General features: G+C 59.3%; 13 protein-coding genes and 1 tRNA gene. 7 read left to right on the top strand and 7 right to left on the bottom strand.

Going from position 1 to position 14,039, the window contains the following annotated elements; translation table 11 throughout:
* Positions 1–76 precede the first annotated feature (76 nt).
* Positions 77–1,702, top strand: a complete 1,626-nt coding sequence (locus B4F27_RS12320) for a long-chain fatty acid--CoA ligase (protein WP_037944362.1) — start codon at positions 77–79, stop codon at positions 1,700–1,702.
* 609 nt (positions 1,703–2,311) lie between these two features.
* Here B4F27_RS12320 and queF read toward each other — a convergent pair.
* From queF to B4F27_RS12350, 6 genes are all read right to left on the bottom strand, one after another.
* Positions 2,312–2,773, bottom strand: a complete 462-nt coding sequence (queF, locus tag B4F27_RS12325; protein ID WP_074634849.1) for a preQ(1) synthase — start codon at positions 2,771–2,773, stop codon at positions 2,312–2,314.
* Between the two features lie 18 nt (positions 2,774–2,791).
* Entirely contained in the window at positions 2,792–3,502 is a 711-nt protein-coding gene (queE, locus tag B4F27_RS12330; protein ID WP_286759815.1) for a 7-carboxy-7-deazaguanine synthase QueE, read from the bottom strand.
* On the bottom strand, positions 3,499–3,852 hold the full coding sequence (gene queD, locus B4F27_RS12335) for a 6-carboxytetrahydropterin synthase QueD (protein WP_009824714.1): 354 nt from the start codon (positions 3,850–3,852) through the stop codon (positions 3,499–3,501). Before queD ends, queE begins: the two co-directional genes overlap by 4 nt.
* Positions 3,852–4,553 carry a 7-cyano-7-deazaguanine synthase QueC gene (gene queC / locus B4F27_RS12340; RefSeq protein ID WP_286759816.1) on the bottom strand — a complete coding sequence of 234 codons (702 nt, stop codon included), beginning with the start codon at positions 4,551–4,553 and terminating at the stop codon, positions 3,852–3,854. Before queC ends, queD begins: the two co-directional genes overlap by 1 nt.
* A gap of 233 nt (positions 4,554–4,786) precedes the next feature.
* Positions 4,787–5,383: an SDR family oxidoreductase gene (locus tag B4F27_RS12345; protein WP_286759817.1), complete on the bottom strand. Its 597-nt coding sequence runs from the start codon at positions 5,381–5,383 to the stop codon at positions 4,787–4,789.
* Between the two features lie 71 nt (positions 5,384–5,454).
* Complete coding sequence (locus tag B4F27_RS12350) at positions 5,455–6,129, bottom strand: type 1 glutamine amidotransferase domain-containing protein (protein ID WP_074634853.1); 675 nt, start codon at positions 6,127–6,129, stop codon at positions 5,455–5,457.
* A 230-nt stretch (positions 6,130–6,359) separates the two neighbouring features.
* On the opposite strand from B4F27_RS12350, the gene B4F27_RS12355 reads away from it, so the two are divergent.
* The 4 genes from B4F27_RS12355 (at position 6,360) to B4F27_RS12370 (ending at position 12,039) form a co-directional block, all read left to right on the top strand.
* Positions 6,360–7,595, top strand: coding sequence for a glutathionylspermidine synthase family protein (locus B4F27_RS12355; protein ID WP_286759818.1), 1,236 nt, complete (start codon positions 6,360–6,362; stop codon positions 7,593–7,595).
* A 43-nt stretch (positions 7,596–7,638) separates the two neighbouring features.
* Entirely contained in the window at positions 7,639–8,220 is a 582-nt protein-coding gene (locus tag B4F27_RS12360; RefSeq protein WP_286759819.1) for a DUF1190 domain-containing protein, read from the top strand.
* Positions 8,221–8,331: 111 nt separating this feature from the next.
* A complete protein-coding gene (locus B4F27_RS12365) occupies positions 8,332–9,708 on the top strand; it encodes an NAD-dependent succinate-semialdehyde dehydrogenase (protein WP_286759820.1) in 1,377 nt (458 codons plus the stop codon).
* 234 nt (positions 9,709–9,942) lie between these two features.
* Complete coding sequence (locus B4F27_RS12370) at positions 9,943–12,039, top strand: ATP-binding protein (RefSeq protein ID WP_286759821.1); 2,097 nt, start codon at positions 9,943–9,945, stop codon at positions 12,037–12,039.
* A 107-nt stretch (positions 12,040–12,146) separates the two neighbouring features.
* Here B4F27_RS12370 and B4F27_RS12375 read toward each other — a convergent pair.
* Positions 12,147–12,223: transfer RNA gene (locus tag B4F27_RS12375), tRNA-Ile, on the bottom strand.
* A gap of 136 nt (positions 12,224–12,359) precedes the next feature.
* Between B4F27_RS12375 and purM the strand changes: the two genes are divergently transcribed.
* Together purM and purN are read left to right on the top strand one after the other, a co-directional pair.
* Positions 12,360–13,406 (top strand): phosphoribosylformylglycinamidine cyclo-ligase, encoded by a 1,047-nt coding sequence (purM, locus tag B4F27_RS12380; protein ID WP_286759822.1) that lies wholly within the window; start codon positions 12,360–12,362, stop codon positions 13,404–13,406.
* Positions 13,403–13,999, top strand: coding sequence for a phosphoribosylglycinamide formyltransferase (purN, locus tag B4F27_RS12385; protein ID WP_286759823.1), 597 nt, complete (start codon positions 13,403–13,405; stop codon positions 13,997–13,999). The genes purM and purN overlap by 4 nt, the downstream gene beginning before the upstream one ends.
* The last annotated feature ends 40 nt before the right edge of the window (positions 14,000–14,039 follow it).

Raw genomic sequence — 14,039 nt, forward strand, 5'->3', positions numbered from 1 at the left:
AGCAGCAATGAGGGCGCTTGCAAGACTGGGGTGATTTGTCCATTTTGCACCCAACGACTAATTGGGAGGATGCGCCATGCTTGGCCAAATGATGAATAAACCGCTGCTGATTTCGAGCTTGATCGAACACGCACAACGCTTTCACGGCGAGACAGAGATTGTCTCTGTCAAGACCACCGGCGGGTTGGAGCAGACCTCTTGGGGTCAAGTCGCGCGCAATGCCCGTGCGCTGGCTTCTGCGCTGACAAATCTGGGGCTGGACCCGCAGGCGCGCTGCGGCACCATCGCCTGGAACAACCGCCGTCACCTCGAAATCTACTTTGGTGCATCGGGCGGCGGTTTCGTCTGCCACACCATTAACCCGCGTCTTTTCCCCGAACAGCTTGTCTATATCCTGAACCACGCCGAAGATAAGGTGCTGTTCATCGACAAGACGTTTGTGCCGCTGATCGCAGGCATTCAGGACAAGCTTGAACATCTTGAGCATGTCGTGCTGATGGAAGGCACCGACGAAGAAGCCGCCGCGCAACTGCCCGGGATCAAGTTCTATGACGACCTGATCGCCAGCGGTGACCCAGAGTTCATCTGGCCGGATCTGGACGAGAACACCGCCTCCAGCCTGTGCTACACTTCGGGCACCACGGGTAACCCCAAGGGCGTTCTGTATTCACACCGTTCGACCGTGTTGCACAGCTTCGGGATCAACCTGGCCGACAGCATTGCGATCACGGCCAAGGATGTGGTGCTGCCCGTCGTGCCGATGTTCCACGTCAACGCCTGGGGCGCGCCCTATGCCTGCGCTATGGTTGGCGCGGCGATGGTAATGCCCGGTCCCGGTCTGGATGGCCCGTCTCTGGTGAAACTGATCGACACCAACCATGTGTCGCTGGCGCTTGGCGTTCCAACCATCTGGCTAGGGCTGCTGAACGAGGCGGATAAGATCGGCAGCAAGCTGGAAAGCCTGCAGCGTACGGTCGTTGGCGGCTCTGCCTGCCCGCCGTCGATGATGACCGCCTTCCGCGAGAAATACGGGGTAGAGACGATTCACGCCTGGGGCATGACAGAGATGTCGCCCGTCGGCAGCATCAACCAGCTGCTGGCCAAACACACCAAGCTTCCTGCCGACGCGCAAAACAAGCTGCGCGAAAATCAGGGTCGTCCGGTCTTTGGTGTGGATCTTGAAATCCTTGATGACGACGGTAACCCCGTGGCACATGACGGCGTGACACAGGGCGATCTGGTCACCAAGGGCTACTGGATTCTCGACAGCTATTTCCGCAAGACCCGCAGCGAGACTCTGAACAAGGACGGTTGGTTCGACACGGGCGATGTGGCAACAATGGACCCCGACGGCTACGTCACGATCCGCGATCGGTCAAAAGATATCATCAAGTCGGGCGGCGAATGGATCAGCTCGGTCGAGCTTGAAAATATCGCGATCGGTCACCCGCAAATCGCGGATGCGGCCGTCATCGGGGCCCGTCACGAAAAGTGGGACGAACGTCCGATCCTGATTGCGGTGAAAGCCGAAGGCCAGGACCCGAGCGAGGCAGAGATTCTGTCGATCTTCGAAGACAAGATCGCCAAATGGCAGATCCCTGATCGCGTCGTATTTACCGACGCATTGCCGCGCAACGCGACCGGCAAGGTGTTGAAACGTGATCTGCGCGAAAGCTTCGGCGAAGTGCTGATCAACGGCTGATGAATGCTTCACCGGGGCAGGCCGCTGCCCCGGTGACTGAGCTTTCTTCTGTCCCACAGTATAGAATATATGCGGGGCAGGAGCGTTATATGTGGTCTTCAGAAGGGCGCCTTATGAAGCGGAGACATTGACCTTAAACGTAGGTCTGTCGCCGACAGTGGCACCTCGTACAGACTTTTTGCGGCATGGTCGTACTGTCACGCCAGCGATGAATACCAAATTTGCACGGCACGCGCGAAAGCGCCCGGACGAGCTTCGAAAACATGTGTCACCTGAAATGTCTGCCAAAAAAAAAACTTGGCGAAGTGTAAAAATCGATACTCGTACTGAAATCACTCGCTATCGAAATATTAACGCAATTTAAAAGTGCAATGTCTAGCGATAAATAACCTTTAAGGCTAACAGCTTACGTGCGGTAACACGTTTTAGTTGTTCTTGGTCTTGCGAGACGGGGCTGACTGATCGCCGGGCTTTGCACTCATATCTAAAGGTAATCGGCAGGTTTGGCATAAGAATATGCCGAGAAATCCGAGCACAAAAAAGCTGCGCAACGAGGCACTCGTTGCGCAGCTTTGATCTACCTTAGGTAGTGTTGGGGTTTCTCTTGCTTCACCCGCGCCCGCGATAGGGCGGCACGCCTTGATCGGGAATCCAGACGCTATTGGGGGTCTCGCCCGTTTGCCAGAACACGTCGATGGGGATGCCCCCGCGCGGGTACCAGTAACCGCCGATGCGCAGCCAGCGGGGCGACAGCAGCTCTACCAGACGGCGGCCGATCGAGACGGTGCAATCCTCGTGAAAGGCACCGTGGTTGCGAAATGCGCCCAGGTAAAGCTTGAGCGATTTGGATTCGACCAGATACTGATCCGGTACATAGTCAATCACTAGATGCGCAAAGTCGGGTTGGCCGGTCATCGGGCAAAGCGAGGTGAACTCGGGCGCGGTGAAGCGCACGCAATAATCGACATCGGCCTGAGGGTTCGCGACTTTCTCGAGCATCGCTTCTTCGGGCGAGGCGGGAAGCTCTGTCTTGCCGCCAAGCTGCTGCAAATCGCTGTAAATCGTTTCCATAAATCCTCCGGTGGCGGGTCAGACCCCGCGTTTGTTGCCCCATAGCAATACATGTAGTTGCGGAAGCAGGCGCGGCGTGAACCAGCGATCTGCCATGGTTTTGTCCACCAGCCACAATAGCTTATCCGCCAGCACCTGCGGATCGACAGCGACGCTGGGGTCGACCTCGTCGTTGCCCGGTTGCAGATAAAGCGGCAGTTCGGCGTAGCGGGTGGCGGCGTCGCGGGCCCAATCGTAATCCGCGTCGTCGAATATCACGATCTTCATCACCGTCTGGGCCGCCGTTTCGCCAGCTGCAACGCAACGGTCGAAAGCGGCCCAATCCACCGTCTCGCCGCTGGATGGTGGTTTCGGGCTCAGCACAAGACAATCCAGCTGCCCGAACCACGGCTTCGCGATGGAGCCTTGCGTCTCGCAGGCAAAACGGTAGCCGGCGGCATGACCCAATTGGATCAAAGGCGCGAAGTCCTGAATGGCGGGGTTGCCGCCTGACAAGGATACGGTCAGCGGCGTGTTGTCCGACAGGCGCTGCACCTCTTGCCAGACCGCGTCGGTCGACATGCTGGCCCAGTCATGGCGGAATGCGGGATCGACCGCATGCATGCTGTCACACCACGCGCAGCGATAGTCACAGCCGCCCGTGCGCACAAAGACGGTGGGTTCACCGATCAGCGCGCCTTCGCCCTGTATCGTGGGGCCGAACACCTCGGCGATGCGCAGCTGGCTCATGGCCGGTACTCTGCCCAGGTCTTTGGCGTCTCGCTGACCTTGACAGCGGTGGTTTCGGGCCAGTGCTGCGCGCACCATTCATAGAGATGACGCGCCATATTCTCGCCGGTGGAGACAAAATCCAGCACGTCGTTGAGGTGACGGTGATCGAAAGTCTCGTCTATATAGGTCTTGAGCGGCTTCAGCTCTCCGTAGTCGCGAACGAAACCGTCGGCGTTCAGCTCTTTGGCCCGAAGCTCGACCACCACGACATAGTTATGCCCGTGCAGGCGGGCGCATTGGTGGCCATCGGGCAGATGCGACAGCTGATGCGAGGCGGAGAAATGGAACTCTTTCGTAATTGTATACATCAGGCGAGGATCTTCCGCTTGACCGCTTCGGCCCAGAAATCGGGATCGTCATATTGGGTCGGGTCGGTAACCCCCGCCAGATCGAAAGCCTCGCGCCGTTCCACGCAGGTGCCACAGCGCCCGCAGTGATGCGCGCCGCCCTTGTAGCAAGACCAAGTTTCGGCGAAGGGGGTGTTATGGCGCTGGCCCTCGGTCACGATGTCCGCTTTTGAACGGTGCACGAAAGGCGTGTAAAGCGACACATCGGCGTAGCCGTCCAGCGCCATATATTGCATGAACTCAAACGCTTGGGTGAAATCGGGGCGGCAGTCGGGGTAGATAAAGTGATCGCCCCCATGCACCGCGGTTGCGACCGCCTGATCCCCCCGTGCGGCGGCAATGCCATAGGCGACCGTCAGCATGATCGCATTCCGGTTGGGGACAACGGTGACCCGCATCGTTTCTTCGGCGTAATGCCCGTCGGGTACATCGACATCATCGGTCAGCGCGGATCCGGTCAGCGCCGCACCGATCCCGCGCATATCGATGATGTCATGGGGAACATCCAGACGTTTGGCGCAAAGCGCGGCATAGTCTAGTTCCTTGCGGTGACGTTGGCCGTAGTCGAAAGACACGAGCCCCGTCAGCTTGCGCTTGGCCGCCACCATATGAGCGAGCGACACAGAATCCAATCCGCCGGAGCAGATGACAATCGTTTTCATTTCTTAACCCTTGTTTTGATACCCGGGTAGGCTGCGACCGGGAAGGCGCCTGATAGACGAGACGATCAGGGATGCCAAGGGGGGCAATGCGGCGGATTTGGCGCGAAATGTCGCATTCGCAGCGTCACTCATAGAAAAACCTCCAGACCGGTGGGGTCTGGCGGCACGGCGCATTCTTTCCGCGAACGGGTGGGAGGTGCCCGCGCGCAGTCAGATCAGGCGCAAACCCGTGATCAGGCGGATTGCATCAGCAAAGCCTGGTTCTTCCATTCGGGGTCGGTGACAGCATCGACCAAAGCGGTGGCAACATCGCCACGGGCGGCCTTGGCTTTGACGTCAACGCTGTCGCCAAAGATCATATTCCGATTGCCCGCATCATCCGTCAGCGCGACGGGGCGCAGGATAGCGTAGTCGAGGCCGGAGTTTCGCAGATGCACGTCGGCTTCGTGTTTGGCTTGCAGATAATGCGCAAGCTCGCTGTCTGGGTCGGGGTTGCCTGCGCCGACGCTGCTGAGCATCACAAAGCGCGAGATGCCGGCCTTGGCGGCGATATCAACCAGATCTTTGGCACCATCGCGGTCGACCTTGTCGGTCATCTCTGGCCCCGTGGACCCGCCGGATCCCGCGGCAAAGATCACCGCATCGCAGCCTTCGCAGGCGTCAGCGGTCAGATTGGTCAGGTCCCCCTTGCGCAGCACCACGTCGGAGGCCAGCGCACTGGTGTCAGAGGAATCGCGGACAAGGGCGATCGGCGTGTAACCCTGTTCGCGAAGTTGTTCAGTGACGCGGACACCGGTTTTGCCGGTCGCGCCGGCGACGAGAATATTCATGGTTGTAATCCTTGTTATACGTGTCGCGGAAAAACTGCCCGCCGCGCGGCCTTCGCGCAGCGGGCGGTCTTTTACAGCAGCGACAATAGCTTGTGGGCGGCTTCTTCCGAAGACGCCGGGTTCTGTCCGGTGACAAGCTTGCCATCGGTCACCACAAAGGATGCCCAGTCGTCACCCTTCTTATAGGTCCCACCATTGGTCTTGAGCATGTCTTCGACCAGAAAGGGGACCACATCGGTCAGGCCCACGGCCTCTTCCTCGGTATTGGTGAAACCGGTGACGGTTTTGCCGGAAACCAGCGGTTTGTCGTCGGTGCCTTTGGTGTGCTTGAACACCGCTGGCGCGTGGCAGACGGCCCCGACGGGGCGGTCGCTGGCGGCAAAGCTTTCGATCAGGTTGATGCTGGCCTTGTCTTCAGCCAGATCCCATAGCGGGCCGTGGCCGCCGGGGTAGAAGATCGCGTCAAAACCGTCGGCCGAAACGCTCGAAAGCACCTCGGTATTGGCCAGCTCTTTCTGTGCAGCGTCATCGCCCTTGAACCGTTTGGTCGCGTCGGTCTGCGCATCATCTGCATCGCTGGACGGATCAATCGGCGGCTGTCCGCCTTTGGGCGATGCCAAAGTGATCTCTGCACCAGCGTCCTTGAACACATAATAGGGGGCCGCGAACTCTTCGAGCCAGAAACCGGTTTTGTTACCAGTGTCGCCCAGCTTGTCGTGGGAGGTGAGTACCATGAGAATTTTCATGTTTTTGGGCCTTTCAATTCATTTCTTATACCGGTCAGGGCGTCATTGGGGACGCCGCAATCACGACCGCGTAGACCGTTCAACGAATGGGCGCGCCCGTTGTTCCGCGATATGTCTGACGTTTTTGTGACTGATGCGGGTGCGGAAGGGGCAATGGCGGATATGCTCTGGCACCACGGGGGCAAAGCGATTAAACCCGCGGTAGTTTTTCGAGCGAAAGGTCCGGCCGGATGCATAGAGTAGAACTAGCCGAACGGCCCCACTGGCGCGACCACGCTAAAGAGGTCGGTTTTTCCTTCGCGGACATGCACGGGGAACCCTATTGGGACGAAACCTCTGTCTACGCGTTCTCGCTTGACCAGATCGAAAATGACATCGAAGACCCCGCGACCGCGCTGCATGGTATGTGCCGCGAGGCGGTGGATCACATCCTTGCCAGCGAAGAGCTGTTGGACAAACTTGCCATTCCCGAAGCGCACCGTGATCTCATTGCGAACAGCTGGAAGCAAGGCGACCCCGAGATTTATGGCCGCTTCGATCTGGCATATAACGGGCAGGGGCCTGCCAAGTTGCTGGAGTATAATGCCGATACGCCGACCTCGCTTTATGAATCGGCGGCCTTCCAGTGGCAGTGGTTGGAAGATCAGCTAGAGGCAGGCAACCTGCCCGAGGGGTCGGATCAGTTCAACGGCATCCACGAGGCGCTTGTCGCCCGTTTCGCCGACGTGTTCGAACCCGATAGCGATCTGCATTTCACCGCCGTGGCGGGTAATCCCGAAGATTACGGCACGGTAGAGGCTATGGGCTGGGCCGCGCGCGAGGCGGGGTTGGGCGCGCATTATTGCGACATTGATAAAATCGCGCTGAGCGATGACGGGCAGTTTCTGGATGATGAGGACCGGCGCATCGCCGTCTTGTTCAAACTCTACCCGTGGGAAGACCTGCTGCGCGACGATTACGCGGACCACATCGAAGGCTCTGGCTGTCTGTTTCTTGAACCCGCATGGAAAGCGCTGCTGTCCAATAAGGGCCTGCTGCCCGTGCTGTGGGAGATGTTCGAGGATCACCCGAACCTGCTCCCTGCGTTCTTTGAACAGGATGTGGGCGAGGCGATAGCGGGGCGCGGCTCTGTCACGGGGCGTGCGGCGGATGCCTTTGACCGTGCGCGGGCAGGGCTTGCACGGGCCCATGTGCGAAAACCGATCCTGTCGCGCGAAGGTGCCTCGGTCGAGATCGTGAAATCCGGCCAGATCATCGAAAGTGCCAGCAACACGGCGTATGCCGAACACGCCCGTATCCTTCAGGCCTATGCGCCCTTGCCGCAGTTCGACGGGATGCGCCCCGTGGTCGGCGCGTGGATCATCGGGCAGACCTGTGCGGGCATCGGCCTGCGCGAGGACCGGTCGAGGATCACGCAGGATTTGTCGCGTTTCAAACCCCATTACATTGCGCCATATTCCGGTTAGCATCGTCGCTCAATCGCCGCACCACAGCAGAAAGCAGATCATCATGACAAAACGGTCAAAACGCGTCGCCATCGCGATCATCGGGGCCACCGCCTTTACACTGGCCGGTTGCCGCGACGAAAAGATTGATGCCGCTGCCTTTCCCGATGTGCAAAGCTGCAAGAACGAGGCGTCTTTTGGGGGCACATTCACCGCCGCCGATTGTGAAACCGCCTTTGCAGAGGCAGAGACGCTGCATGTGGAATCCGCACCGCGCTACAACAGTCTGGATGTCTGCGAAGAACAACACGGCGAAGGGGCCTGCGGGTCAGAGGCGCAGCAAACACAGGGCGGATCGGGCGGTATCTTTATGCCGTTGCTCGCGGGCTATCTGATCGGGAACATGCTGGGCGGGCGGTCGGGTATGGCCGCAAGCCAGCCGATGTATAAGACGGCGGATGGCAAGTTCACCAATGCGGCGCGCAACAGCACTTATTCTAGCAACAAGGGGGCCGCCAAGCTCAGCACCTCGCAGTTCACCCGCCCCGCGACGACCGTGGGCAAAACCCCGATGACCCGCGCTACGGCGAAATCCCGTGGCGGTTTCGGGAAGGTGGGCAGCGGTCGCACGGGCTTCGGCGGCTAAGGGTGCGGGCGTCGCACACGCAGACGTGACCGCAGCAGCCGCAACCGCAGGAACTTGATACGACGGCCATGTGTTTGCCCTTCGACGCGAATAAGCGAAGAAGGAGCAGACATGTCCAAGATCACGACAATCAATCCCGCCACCGAAGAAGAGATCCAGTCCTACGATCTGATGAGCGAGGCAGAGGCTATTCAGCGGGTCGAAGCCTGTCATGACGCGCATCTTGAATGGCGCAAGCTGTCGCACAAGGAACGCGCGCCCTATCTGACCAAGATCGCCGCCAAGCTGCGCGAGAACGCGGATGAACTGGCCGCTCTTATGACGCGCGAGACAGGTAAGCTGCTGAAAGATGGCAAGACCGAGGTAGAGATTTGCGCGGCCATCTTTGAATATACCGCCAAGAATGGCCCCGACGTGCTTGCGGATGAAGAGCGTACCCACGGTGCCGACGGCAAGCGCGGGGTCGTGAGCTATCAGCCCATTGGCGTGATCTACTCTATCCAGCCGTGGAACTTCCCACTGTACCAACCCACCCGCGTGCTTGCGGCGAACCTGATGACCGGCAACGGTTGTGTTCTGAAACACGCGAGCATCTGCACCGGCTCGGGCCTGCGCCTGCGCGAGCTTTGTATCGAGGCAGGGCTACCCGAAGACCTGTTCCAAGTGATCCTCATCGACCACGACACCAGCGACAAGCTGATCGAACACCCCAAGGTGCGAGGCGTGACAATGACGGGCAGCGATGGCGCGGGCCGTCATATCGGGTCGGTCGCCGCGAAGTCGCTGAAAAAGACCGTGCTCGAACTTGGGTCCAACGACGCCTATCTGGTGCTTGAGGATGCTGATATCGAAACAGCGGTCAAATTCTCGGTTATGGGTCGGCTCTATAACAACGGGGAAACCTGTGTATCGGCGAAACGCTTTATTGTCGCCGATAAGGTCCATGACGCCTTTGTTGATGCCTTCGTCGCCGAGATGGAAAAGATCAATATGGGTGATCCGACCGACGAAAACGTTCAGCTGGGTCCATTGTCCAGCCAAGACCAGTTCGAGACCGTGCGCGATCAGGTGAAAGAAAGCGTTAATAAAGGGGCCAAGGTGCTGTGCGGTGGCGAGGTGCCTGACCGTACGGGGGCCTATTACCCCGCGACCGTTCTGTCTGACCTTAAACCCGGTATGCCGGCGTTTGACGATGAAATCTTCGGGCCCGTTGCGTCGATCATCCGTGCGAAGGATGACGAAGACGCGATGCGTCTGGCGAATGACAGCCGCTACGGTCTGGGCGGCGGGATATTCTCGAAGGACGAGGATCGCGCGTTGAAGCTCGCGAAAGAGCATTTCGACACAGGCATGATCCGCATCAACTCCTTCGGGGCTGCCGATCCGAATATGCCCTTTGGCGGGGTGAAAGACTCCGGCTATGGGCGTGAGCATGGCGGATTTGGCATGAAAGAATTTGCCAATGCCAAGGCGATTTTCCTGCCCTAAGCCTGCAAGGCAACGGTAACGTGGTGCGCGCGTCGGAGATATGTCCGGCGCGCGCAACTTATTTAGGCACGAAGGTTAAGGTTTACGCACAGTTAACAAATGCGGCGCGCGCGCCACACATCTCCAATTGTATTATGTCGGCGGAACCTCGCCCTGCCGCCGCATAGAACGATCTCTTAGACTTGGATGCTTCAGGTAATCCGCAGCTACGCTGCGCTTCAGGCGGAACAGTGCTTGCCCTTAAGTAGAACAAAGCGCACCCACATCGGCGGTATATGGTCACTGGTCGCATTCCTCGTCGCGACGGTCATCATTACCTACGCCGCCGGCCGTCTGGACCGTCTGCTCTCCGAAGCTTTCGTATACGAAGCCCGCGCCCAGACATACTTGGACCTGCTTGAGGTGCGCGAACAGTTTGAAGAGATTATTCACCAAAGGTCCCTTGCGCTGCGCGAGCTCGCGACGTTCATCGGCGAGAACCCCTTCGCCAAACAGGAAGAGTTTACCCAGCGGGTTCAAAATATACGTGAAGTCGACGACACGGTCATCAATATCGCTGCCGCGCCTGACCTCGTCGTGACCCTGATTCACCCGCTCGCGCCGAACATGGGCGCGCTTGGGTTAGATTACCGCACAAACGAAGACCAGTTTCCCGGCATCGAACGGATGCTGAACCTGGGCAAAGAGCTGATGACCGGCCCCGTCGATCTGGTGCAAGGCGGTAAGGGGCTGATCCTGCGCGCCCCGGTCTATTGGCCCGATCCCGACTTTGCCACCGAAGGCGATGTTGACGGCAGCAAACGCCAGCTGTGGGGGATCGTATCGCTTGTGCTGGACTATGATCAATTCCTGATCAATTCCGGCATACGTGAGGCCGAAGAACGCTATGACATCCTCATTCATGCGGCCTCTCCACAGGTTGGTACAGGGCCGCAGATGTTCACCTACGGCGATCAGAGCCTGCGGGAGGCGGATACTGTTACGTTGGAATTCGATTTCTCCTTCGAGGAATGGATGCTGGAAGCACGCACCAAGGGCGGGTGGCCCAAACACGCGCCCGATCAATGGTCAAAACGCGCGCTCATCGCGTCGGCCGGGCTAATGCTTTTGGGCACGCTGCTCTATGTGCTGCAGGTGTCAGAGCGGCGCAAGCGTGCCGAAGTCCTGCTAAGCAGCGGGATCGAGGCGCTGAACGACGGGTTTGTCATGTTCGACGCGCAGGACCGTTTACTTCTAAGCAACTCTAAATACAAAGAGATGTACGAGCTTCCCCCCGAGGTTCTCAAACCCGGAACACCTTTTGCCGAGCTGTTGCGTATCGGTGTCAAAAGCAAGCAGTTTCCCATGGGGCGCTATAATGAGGATGAATGGATCGAGCGTCGCTTGGCCATCCACCGCGAAAACAGGACATCCGAGACAGAACAACATCTGTCGGGCGGGCGCGTGATCAAAGCCTCTGACCGGCCTCTGGCAGACGGTAGCTATGTCGGCCTGCGCGTGGATGTGACCGAGCTGAGCCACGCCAAGGATGCCGCCGAAGCCGCCAGCAAGGCCAAGACGGATTTCATGGGCGTCCTCAGCCACGAGCTGCGCACGCCGCTGACGGTGATCATGGGCGTGGCGCAGCTTTCCCGCAACGCGCGTATGCTGTCGTCTTCCAAGGCGCTGCTCAAGGGCTATGAAGACGGAGAGATCAGCCACGCAGAGGCAAAGCGTCTGCTGGACGAAATGTACGACCAACTGTCCGGCCTGATGAACCGGTTGGTACAATCCGGCGAGCATCTGTTGCATCTCATCAACGAGATCCTCGACGTGGCCAAGATCGAATCCGGCAGCCTTGTGATCGAACCCAGTCATTGTGCGGTGCAGGATATTGTCGACCCGGTGATCGAACAGCTTCGCACACTTTCAAGCAAGAAGGGGTTGGTGTTTGATGTGGTGCAAGAGGCGGATATGGTCTTTGCCGATAAGGTGCGCGCGCGGCAGATCCTGTTCAACCTGATCGGCAACGCGATCAAATTCACCGACACCGGTTTCGTCCGTCTGGTGGTGAAACCCGTGGGCGATGTCGTCAGCTTCGAAGTGCATGACAGCGGTGCCGGCATCCCCGAAGCCGAACTCCAAAGCATTTTCGAGGTCTTCTATCAGGTCGATTCCACCGCCACGCGTCGGGCAGGCGGCACGGGCATGGGGCTCGCGATTTCGCGCAGTCTGGCGGAAATGCAGGGCGGCAGCCTCAGCGTGTCCAGCGTCGTCGGGCAGGGCAGCTGCTTTATCCTGACACTCCCCATCCGCGCCGCGCAAAGCCTCGAGGTAAACGCTGCCGCCTGAGGCCACGCGAAACAGCGCGATTGTCCCGCGGATCGTAGCGTGCAACCCCGGAGTAACCCTGTGTTTCCAAATGGAATGCGGCGGTTTCAGATTGAATACTGAAAGTTTGGTAGGCCCGGCAGGACTTGAACCCGCAACCAAAGCGTTATGAGCGCTCTGCTCTAACCAATTGAGCTACAGGCCCGCCTGCGCGGTTTGGTAAGCGGGCGGGCGCGGCGCGTCAAGGGATAGAAACGCGCAGATGTGGCTTAGGTGCATTGCACGCCTGCGCAACCTGCTATAACCCACTTTCGCAAAGGGAACAGGCAGCGGGATGCGTCATGACCAACTCCAAGAACTCGATCACCTATGCAGACGCTGGTGTGGATATTGATGCAGGTAACGCGCTGGTAGAACGTATCAAACCAGCGGCCAAACGGACAAAGCGTCCGGGCGTGATGTCGGGGCTTGGCGGTTTCGGCGCGCTGTTCGACCTCAAGGGGGCGGGCTACACCGACCCGATCCTCGTCGCTGCGACGGACGGTGTGGGCACCAAGCTGCGGATCGCGATTGATACCGGCAACGTCGATGGCGTTGGGGTCGATCTGGTCGCCATGTGCGTCAACGATCTGGTGTGCCAAGGGGCGGAGCCGCTGTTTTTCCTCGATTATTTCGCCACCGGCAAGCTTGAGACCGAACAGGCCGCGCGGATCATCGAAGGCATCGCCAAAGGCTGCGAAGGCTCTGGCTGCGCGTTGATCGGGGGCGAGACGGCAGAGATGCCTGGCATGTATTCCGAAGGTGATTTTGACCTTGCGGGCTTCTCTGTGGGCGCGATGGAACGCGGTGCGGACCTGCCACGTGATGTGGCGGCGGGGGATGTGCTGCTGGGGCTTGCCTCGGACGGGGTGCATTCGAACGGCTATTCTCTGGTGCGTAAACTGGTCGAGATCTCTGGCCTTGGCTGGGATGCGGACTGTCCTTGGGCAGACGGAACATTGGGCGAGGTGCTGCTGACGCCGACGCGGCTTTATGTGAAACCCGCGTTGCAGGCCGTGCGGGCAGGGGGCGTGCATGCGCTGGCCCATATCACCGGCGGCGGTCTGACGGAAAACCTGCCCCGTGTGCTGCCCGATGATCTGGGCGCGCAGATTGATCTGGACAGCTGGGAGCTGCCCGGCGTGTTCAAATGGATGGCCGATGTGGGTGCGATCTCGGAAACCGAGATGCTCAAGACCTTTAACTGCGGCGTGGGTATGATCCTTGTGGTCAAGGCGGATGAGGCCGAGGCGCTGACCAAACTGCTGACCGAGGCGGGCGAAACGGTCTATCCGATGGGTAATGTCACCGAGACCACGGGCGTTGCCTATACCGGCAGCCTGCTGTGACCAAACGGGTTGCGATTTTCCTTTCGGGTGGCGGGTCGAACATGCGGGCGCTGGTCGAAGACATGACCGGCGACCATCCCGCGCGGCCCTGTGTGGTGGTGTCGAATGTGACGGACGCGGGCGGGATTGCCTGGGCCAAAGAACGCGGCATCCCGACCGAAGTCGTGGATCACAAGCCCTTTGCAGGGGATCGCGCTGCCTTTGAAAACGAACTGACCGCGCGGCTGATGCCCCATGCGCCCGACATCATCTGTCTGGCAGGGTTTATGCGCAAACTGACCGGTGGCTTTACCGATGCTTGGGCCGGCCGGATGATCAATATCCACCCGTCTTTGCTGCCGCGCTATAAGGGGCTGCACACCCATGCCCGCGCACTTGAGGCCGGCGATACCCAGCATGGCTGCACCGTGCACGAGGTCACGGCAGCGCTGGATGACGGGCCGATTTTGGGGCAGGCGACCATTCCCGTCATGGCCGGCGACACGCCAGAGGATCTGGCAGCGCGGGTTCTGGTGCAGGAACATCGTCTTTACCCGGCGGTGCTGCGGCGGTTTGCCAGCGGCAACCGTGATCTTTTAATGCTGGAAAGCTGACCGCGCGACCTATTGCGCTGAAACCATGCGCTTTTCCATT

Origin of the sequence: Sulfitobacter sp. UBA1132 (assembly GCF_002311545.1) — a bacterium.
Classification (GTDB): Bacteria; Pseudomonadota; Alphaproteobacteria; order Rhodobacterales; family Rhodobacteraceae; genus Sulfitobacter; species Sulfitobacter pontiacus.

Bases quoted from the DNA above. Each gene is read 5' to 3' on its own strand.
- B4F27_RS12320 (WP_037944362.1), top strand. From the start codon at position 77: ATGCTTGGCCAAATGATGAATAAACCGCTGCTGATTTCGAGCTTGATC.
- queF (WP_074634849.1), bottom strand. From the start codon at position 2,773: ATGGAAACGATTTACAGCGATTTGCAGCAGCTTGGCGGCAAGACAGAG.
- queE (WP_286759815.1), bottom strand. From the start codon at position 3,502: ATGAGCCAGCTGCGCATCGCCGAGGTGTTCGGCCCCACGATACAGGGC.
- queD (WP_009824714.1), bottom strand. From the start codon at position 3,852: ATGTATACAATTACGAAAGAGTTCCATTTCTCCGCCTCGCATCAGCTG.
- queC (WP_286759816.1), bottom strand. From the start codon at position 4,553: ATGAAAACGATTGTCATCTGCTCCGGCGGATTGGATTCTGTGTCGCTC.
- B4F27_RS12345 (WP_286759817.1), bottom strand. From the start codon at position 5,383: ATGAATATTCTCGTCGCCGGCGCGACCGGCAAAACCGGTGTCCGCGTC.
- B4F27_RS12350 (WP_074634853.1), bottom strand. From the start codon at position 6,129: ATGAAAATTCTCATGGTACTCACCTCCCACGACAAGCTGGGCGACACT.
- B4F27_RS12355 (WP_286759818.1), top strand. From the start codon at position 6,360: ATGCATAGAGTAGAACTAGCCGAACGGCCCCACTGGCGCGACCACGCT.
- B4F27_RS12360 (WP_286759819.1), top strand. From the start codon at position 7,639: ATGACAAAACGGTCAAAACGCGTCGCCATCGCGATCATCGGGGCCACC.
- B4F27_RS12365 (WP_286759820.1), top strand. From the start codon at position 8,332: ATGTCCAAGATCACGACAATCAATCCCGCCACCGAAGAAGAGATCCAG.
- purM (WP_286759822.1), top strand. From the start codon at position 12,360: ATGACCAACTCCAAGAACTCGATCACCTATGCAGACGCTGGTGTGGAT.